Raw genomic sequence first — 6,328 nt, forward strand, 5'->3', positions numbered from 1 at the left:
TCAAATGTTAATGCAGCTTTTCGCCAACAGTATCGATTGATGTATCAATCATCGCGCCAGCAGCTTTCGCATCCATCTGGCTTGCAATAACGTCTTTCGCGACTGCGACGGCCACAAGAATAGCCTGATCGCGGACGTCCTTGATGGCAGATGCCTCGGCGCTTGCGATCTGATCTTCAGCCGCAGCAAGACGGCGCGTAATCGACCGTGCGATATCTTCTTTTGCGGCAGCGGCAGCGTTTGTCGCCTCTTCTTTGGCGGCAGCGACGATACGAACGGCCTGCTCGTGCACTTCTTTTTGCTTACGCTCATAAGTGGCCAGCAACGACTGCGCTTCTTCGCGCAATGCTTTGGCTTCGTCTAGTTCTGCTTTGATGCTGTCAGCACGCTTGTCCAGCATACCGCCCACAAGGCCGGGGACCTTGTAGTAAAGCAAGATGCCAATAAAGAGCGCGAAAGCGATTGTGACAACAAAGTCGGTGTTCGCCAGTGAAAAGAACGGCTTGTCACCAGCAGCCAGCGCAGGGCTAGCGGCAAGTGCAAAAAGGGATGTGAGTAGAATTCTCATGGTTTACCCTTTCATCCGTGCGGTCACCGCAGCGGTGATTGTCTTTGCGTCCGCCGTACCGCCCAGTGCTACAACCAATGCTTTGGCAGTGTCTTTGGCGACAGCAGTTACGCTTTTCACAGAACCGGCGCGGATTTCGCCAATGGCAGCCTCGCTTTCGGCTGTCTTTGCAGCGATCTGCGCGTCGGCTTTCTGAAGCTCGACATCCAGTGCAACCTGCATTTCTGCTTTTGCTGCATTCACTATCTTTTGTGCTTCAGCGCGGGCATCCAAAAGTGCCTGGTCATAGGCAGCTTCGGCTTCGGCCGCTTTATTCTTCAGCTCTTCAGCTGCAGCAATATCATTTGTGATTGTGCCGGAACGCTCTGCCAGAACCGCACCAATGCGGGGCAGTGCGATGCGTGACATCACAAAGTAAATTGCGATCAGAGTGACCAACAACCAGAAAATCTGGTTTGGCATCCAATCCGCGCAAAGTTGCGGCATACCAAGGGCAGAGCCCCCTGCATCTACGCAAACGCCTGCGACGGTGTCGTGTGTTTCTGTTGCCATGATGGCCCCCGAATACCTTGATGTTTTACTGATCGACGCAGAAGTCTCCGCGCCGATCAGCCGTAAGGATATGGGTCGTTCTTAGACTGCGAACATCAGCAGAAGCGCGACGAGGAACGCGAAGATCCCCAGTGCTTCGGCGAATGCCAGACCAATGAACAATGTTGCTGTTTGACCAGCAGCGGCAGATGGGTTGCGCAGTGCGCCAGCCAAGTAGTTGCCAGCAACTGTACCAACACCGATTGCGGCAGCGCCGGAACCGATTGCAGCCAGACCAGCGCCGATGTGTGCGAGTTCGCCTTCCATGTGAATTCTCCTTACGATTGGAAGTTGGGACGTACGGCGAGGATAATCCCCGCCAAACCTTTAGTGAGCGGGATGAAGCGCGTCTTTCAAATAAACGCACGTCAGGATTGTGAAGACATAGGCCTGAATACCACAGACCAGAATTTCGAGACCGTAGATGGCAACGATACCAACGATTGCAACCGGGCTAACAAGCGTCAGGGCAGCAAAGCCCGCGAACACTTTTAGAACGGCGTGACCCGCCATGATGTTACCCGCCAAACGAATGGAGTGGCTAACAGGGCGCACGAAATACGAGATAACTTCGATAACTGCGATGATCGGGCGCAAGATCGCTGGCGCGTCTTTCATCCAGAACAGCCCAAGGAATGCAGGGCCGTTCAGCACAAAGCCAAGGATCGTAACCGCGAAGAATACCCCAAAACCAAGGATCGCGGTGATCGCAATCATCGATGTTGGCGAATAGGACATCGGGATCAGCGCAAGGTAGTTCGAGAACAGAATGAACACGAACAGTGTCATAATGTACGGGAAGTATTTGACGCCGTCTTTGCCGCAAACGTCTTCGACCATCTTGTAGATAAAGCCGTAAGCCAGTTCGCCCAGCGACTGAACGCGGGTTGGAACGATTGCCCGGCCGCGGCTGCCGATGGCAAACAGTGCAACGATGCACAAAAGGGCGATGCCCAACCAAAGGGTCACGTTTGTTGGCGTATACCAGCTGACCGCACCATCACCAAACAGTGGTTTGACGATAAACTGATCCAATGGGTGAAATACTAGACCACCTGTTTTTTCTTCAGCCACGCGCGTCGCCCTCTTGTTTGGCAGCTTCAAGCTGCTTTCTTTGCACTTCTTTAGCCGACCGCATCATGGTTTTAACACCAGCCGCGAGACCCAGGAATATAAACAGCACCAGAAAAATTGGCATGGTCCCAAACAAGGTATCCAGCCCGTATCCGATGCCAAAGCCGATCCCAAGACCGGCCACCAGCTCTATCACCATCCGCCATGCAAGTTGCGCCTGCGAATAATGTTCTTCCGAATGGTGCTTTACCTCTGTCGGCGCTTTGAGCGCTGCAATCTTCGCTTCAAGCGCCTTTAGGCGGTCAGCGACATGCGGATCAGACATCAGTTTCGTCCCCTCGGAAGGTTGCGAGTGGTTTATGGCGGGACCACATTAGAGTCAAGAACACGTTTCACCACATTTATTCAATTAAAATCAATGGCTTGATGTATTAGTGATTAGGTAAATTCGCCCTGTTTCGTGTGGGAAACCCCTAATTCGATATTCAACCAAGTGGTTGACGTTTCCCGCCCCGCCCGCTTAATCGCAAGTATGACTGCGCAACTTGATCAAGTCTTCTCTGCTTTGGCCGACCCGACCCGTCGGGCGATTTTGGCGATGTTGCTTGAAGACGACATGGCCGTCACGGACGTGGCCGAACCTTTCAAGGTGTCGCTGGCCGCAATTTCCAAGCATTTGGGCGTGTTGTCTGCCGCGAAACTAATCAGCCAGGAAAAACGTGGGCGGGTGAAATGGTGCAAGCTTGATCCAGACGCATTGCGGTCCGCCTCGGTTTGGATGCAAGCGTTTGGTCAGATGGAACCTGTCGATCTAGATGCGTTCGAGGCGTTCTTGTCCCAAGAGCTTGACTAGCAGTCCATCTGCTTGATGCTTTCCTTCAAGAACCGCAGGAAAGTTTGTACCTTCGTCGTCCGGTGCAAATCTACATGTGTCACGATCCAAAGCGGCGCCGACCATTCTTCGCGATTGGCGATGACTTCGGTCAATGCGGGATTACGGGCTAGCTCCTGAGATGTCACAAATCCTATCCCGGCACCTGCCAATATCGCATCTTGCATGTTGCGGTTATCGGTCGTGCGAAAAACGAATGCTTCATCGGGGACTAAATCGCGCAGCCACCGCGCAAAAGGTGCGCGGCTTTGGGCATTGTCGTGCCCCACGAAAAAGTGGTTTTTCAAGTCGTCCTCATGCGCCGGCATGCCGTGGCGCGCGACATAATTTTCTGACGCCACAAGCGCCATCTTTTGAACCATAAAGGGCTGCACGACATTATCGGGTTCTTCCGGCATTGTACCCGCACGAATTGCGACATGTGCCTCGCCATATTCCAAACGAAACAAGCGATCCCCCGTCCGGTATCTGATCCGCAATTCAGGATGCTCTGCTTGGAACGCCACCAAAATCGGGGTGAGCATCGGCGACGCGCTTTCCAAAGACGTCACAACCAATTCGCCGGATACACCTTCGCCCTGCCCTTTGATCCGACCCGCCAACTGCGTGAACTGATCATCGGTGGCTTGGGCGACCTGCAACAAATCCTGCCCTGCCTCAGTCGCGGTATATCCACGGGCATGACGTTGAAACAACTTCACGCCCAAGCGCTGCTCTAGCGCATCAATATGGCGGATCACGGTCGCATGGTGGACACCCAATTCATCTGCGGCGCCACTCACGGTCCCACGGCGCGCCACTTGGAAAGCAGTTCTGATTTCGTCCCAATTATCCATCGGTCATCCTGTGCGCTGACAAACACTCGCTGTTGAAAATCGACCATTTCGTTCGTTAGCGCAAGGGCATAGTTCCTGATCAACACCGCAAAGGAGCATTCACATGACAACGGTTCTACATATTAAAGCCTCTGGTACCATCGACGGCTCAGTTAGCCGCGAAGCGACGGCAAAACTTCTGACAAGGCTGGACCCGACGCGCATTATCACACGCGACTTGGCCGCAACGCCGCTGCCGCAAGTAGACGCCGCTTGGATCACAACACGTTTGATCCCCGAAGACCTACAAACCCAAGAACACAAAGACGTGCTGGCCCTGTCGGACGCACTGATCGCCGAGATCAAAGCCGCTGACGTGATCGTGATCGGGATGCCGATGTATAACTTTGGTATGCCAGCCGCACTCAAAGCGTGGATCGACCTGATAGCACGTCCCAAAGTGACTTTCACCTATACCGAGGGCGGCCCCGTTGGACTGCTTGAAGGCAAACGCGCTGTCGTGGCTGTCGCATCCGGTGGCGTGCCAGTCGGCACTCCGGTTGATTTTGCAACACCACACCTGCAGCAGGTACTCATGTTCATTGGTATTGATGACATCGAAATCCACACCGCCAAAGATGTTGTTGCTGAACTGGCCGCTTAAGGCTGGACATTATGCCCTGCGCGCTAAGTGCTGGGCATGACACCTGCATCCCGCCTCATAAACGCGCTTCGCGCAGCCCTTACGATAGCATTTCTGTACTTCGGCCTGCGCAAGCTGGGCGGTTTCAGCACAGACGTGGCCATCTACGAAGCCATCGGCTTTGGTCAATTCCCGCGCTACATCACCGGATCTATCGAGGTCGCGGGCGCAGGTCTGCTTTGGTGGCGCGGCTGGGAAGGTCTTGCAGGGCTCCTTTTACTTGGGACAATGATTGTAGGACTTAGTGCTTTGCTAATTTGGGTTGGTCCACCTTACTGGCACATGCTGGTGCTGATGGTCGGTACGGCCTCGGTCGCATGGACCTACCGCGCGCAACTGATCGCCCTTGTTAAATAGCGCTTTGTTCGCTGCGGCTGTTGTTGACTCGCAGCTTTCCACGTCGTAAACGCCTCCTAACACCCGGATAGCATCAGCTTTCCGGTCCCTATTCATAGGGATCGCCCTCCGTCAGCGCGTCGCGCCCACGGGGGCTCTACTGCTTTTTACGGCGCGTACATATATACGTGTCGTACCCGAAACGAGACGAGGGCCTTGGCCAATGTTTGAAAATCTATCCGATCGCCTTTCCGGCGTCTTTGACAAGCTTACCAAGCAAGGTGCGCTGTCGGATGATGACGTCAAAACCGCACTGCGCGAAGTCCGCATCGCCCTGCTAGAGGCAGACGTGTCGCTGCCAGTGGCACGTGACTTCATTAAAGCCGTGCAAGAAAAGGCAACAGGCCAGTCGGTTACGAAATCCGTCACCCCCGGCCAGCAAGTCGTCAAAATCGTCCATGACGAATTGCGCCATGTTCTGACAGGCGACAGCGATCCGGGTGCGCTCAAAATCGACAACCCGCCAGCCCCTATCTTGATGGTGGGTTTGCAAGGCTCTGGTAAAACCACCACGACCGCCAAGCTGGCCAAGCGGCTGAAGGAAAAAGAAGGCAAGCGCGTCCTGATGGCGTCGCTTGACACCAATCGCCCCGCGGCGATGGAACAGTTGGCGATCTTGGGTTTGCAAATTGGCGTCGACACGCTGCCCATCGTCAAAGGCGAAGACCCAGTCGCGATTGCAAAACGCGCCAAAGTTCAAGCGAGCCTTGGTGGCTATGACGTCTACATGCTCGACACTGCAGGCCGTTTGCACATTGACGCAGAATTGATCGCACAAGCCGCAGCCGTTCGCGACGTAGCAAACCCGCGCGAAACGCTGCTGGTCGTGGACGGCTTGACCGGCCAAGACGCCGTGAACGTCGCCCAAGAATTCGACGACAAAATCGGCGTGACCGGCGTGGTCCTCACCCGCATGGACGGCGACGGTCGCGGTGGTGCGGCTCTGTCAATGCGTGCGATCACCGGCAAGCCGATCCGCTTTGTTGGTCTTGGCGAAAAGATGGACGCGCTTGAGACGTTCGAGCCGGACCGCGTCGCGGGCCGTATCCTTGGCATGGGCGACATTGTTGCACTTGTCGAAAAAGCGCAAGAAACCATCGAGGCTGAACAAGCAGAGCGCATGATGAAGCGCTTTCAAAAAGGTCGTTTCAACATGAATGATCTGAAAATGCAGCTTGAGCAGATGATGAAAATGGGCGGCATGGAAGGCATGATGGGAATGATGCCCGGTGCAGCAAAGATGAGCAAACAGATGGCAGCATCCGGCATGGATGACAGCATTCTGAAAC

Annotated in this window: 10 protein-coding genes; 4 read left to right on the plus strand and 6 right to left on the minus strand. The window is 54.6% G+C overall.

Annotated features, from left to right (window positions below; all coding sequences use genetic code 11):
* Positions 1–7: 7 nt before the first annotated feature.
* The 5 genes from QZ197_RS01460 to QZ197_RS01480 form a co-directional block, all read right to left on the minus strand.
* On the minus strand, positions 8–568 hold the full coding sequence (locus QZ197_RS01460; protein ID WP_296429443.1) for a F0F1 ATP synthase subunit B: 561 nt from the start codon (positions 566–568) through the stop codon (positions 8–10).
* Between the two features lie 3 nt (positions 569–571).
* On the minus strand, positions 572–1,120 hold the full coding sequence (locus QZ197_RS01465; protein ID WP_296429444.1) for a F0F1 ATP synthase subunit B': 549 nt from the start codon (positions 1,118–1,120) through the stop codon (positions 572–574).
* 81 nt (positions 1,121–1,201) lie between these two features.
* Positions 1,202–1,426, minus strand: a complete 225-nt coding sequence (locus QZ197_RS01470) for a F0F1 ATP synthase subunit C (RefSeq protein WP_296429445.1) — start codon at positions 1,424–1,426, stop codon at positions 1,202–1,204.
* Positions 1,427–1,486: 60 nt separating this feature from the next.
* A complete protein-coding gene (locus QZ197_RS01475) occupies positions 1,487–2,233 on the minus strand; it encodes a F0F1 ATP synthase subunit A (RefSeq protein WP_296429447.1) in 747 nt (248 codons plus the stop codon).
* Positions 2,226–2,558, minus strand: coding sequence for an AtpZ/AtpI family protein (locus tag QZ197_RS01480; protein ID WP_296429448.1), 333 nt, complete (start codon positions 2,556–2,558; stop codon positions 2,226–2,228). The genes QZ197_RS01475 and QZ197_RS01480 overlap by 8 nt, the downstream gene beginning before the upstream one ends.
* A 207-nt stretch (positions 2,559–2,765) precedes the next feature.
* On the opposite strand from QZ197_RS01480, the gene QZ197_RS01485 reads away from it, so the two are divergent.
* Positions 2,766–3,086 (plus strand): metalloregulator ArsR/SmtB family transcription factor, encoded by a 321-nt coding sequence (locus QZ197_RS01485; RefSeq protein WP_296429449.1) that lies wholly within the window; start codon positions 2,766–2,768, stop codon positions 3,084–3,086.
* Here the strand turns inward: QZ197_RS01485 and QZ197_RS01490 are convergent.
* The gene (locus QZ197_RS01490; protein WP_296429450.1) at positions 3,083–3,961 is read right to left on the minus strand and encodes a LysR family transcriptional regulator; all 879 of its coding nucleotides are present in this window, start codon (positions 3,959–3,961) and stop codon (positions 3,083–3,085) included. The genes QZ197_RS01485 and QZ197_RS01490 overlap by 4 nt on opposite strands.
* Positions 3,962–4,064: 103 nt before the next feature.
* On the opposite strand from QZ197_RS01490, the gene QZ197_RS01495 reads away from it, so the two are divergent.
* The 3 genes from QZ197_RS01495 to ffh form a co-directional block, all read left to right on the plus strand.
* Positions 4,065–4,604, plus strand: coding sequence for an NAD(P)H-dependent oxidoreductase (locus tag QZ197_RS01495; RefSeq protein ID WP_296429451.1), 540 nt, complete (start codon positions 4,065–4,067; stop codon positions 4,602–4,604).
* Positions 4,605–4,640: 36 nt separating this feature from the next.
* Complete coding sequence (locus QZ197_RS01500; RefSeq protein ID WP_296429453.1) at positions 4,641–5,000, plus strand: hypothetical protein; 360 nt, start codon at positions 4,641–4,643, stop codon at positions 4,998–5,000.
* A 202-nt stretch (positions 5,001–5,202) separates the two neighbouring features.
* Positions 5,203–6,328: signal recognition particle protein (gene ffh, locus QZ197_RS01505; protein WP_296429454.1), on the plus strand; the 1,126-nt coding region annotated here is incomplete at its 3' end.

The sequence above is a fragment of the Yoonia sp. genome (genome assembly GCF_017854415.1).
GTDB lineage: Bacteria > Pseudomonadota > Alphaproteobacteria > Rhodobacterales > Rhodobacteraceae > Yoonia.

What these genes read in the sequence shown, in the direction of transcription:
- QZ197_RS01460 (WP_296429443.1), bottom strand. Translation starts at nt 568, where the DNA reads ATGAGAATTCTACTCACATCCCTTTTTGCACTTGCCGCTAGCCCTGCG.
- QZ197_RS01465 (WP_296429444.1), bottom strand. Translation starts at nt 1,120, where the DNA reads ATGGCAACAGAAACACACGACACCGTCGCAGGCGTTTGCGTAGATGCA.
- QZ197_RS01470 (WP_296429445.1), bottom strand. Translation starts at nt 1,426, where the DNA reads ATGGAAGGCGAACTCGCACACATCGGCGCTGGTCTGGCTGCAATCGGT.
- QZ197_RS01480 (WP_296429448.1), bottom strand. Translation starts at nt 2,558, where the DNA reads ATGTCTGATCCGCATGTCGCTGACCGCCTAAAGGCGCTTGAAGCGAAG.
- QZ197_RS01485 (WP_296429449.1), top strand. Translation starts at nt 2,766, where the DNA reads ATGACTGCGCAACTTGATCAAGTCTTCTCTGCTTTGGCCGACCCGACC.
- QZ197_RS01490 (WP_296429450.1), bottom strand. Translation starts at nt 3,961, where the DNA reads ATGGATAATTGGGACGAAATCAGAACTGCTTTCCAAGTGGCGCGCCGT.
- QZ197_RS01495 (WP_296429451.1), top strand. Translation starts at nt 4,065, where the DNA reads ATGACAACGGTTCTACATATTAAAGCCTCTGGTACCATCGACGGCTCA.
- QZ197_RS01500 (WP_296429453.1), top strand. Translation starts at nt 4,641, where the DNA reads ATGACACCTGCATCCCGCCTCATAAACGCGCTTCGCGCAGCCCTTACG.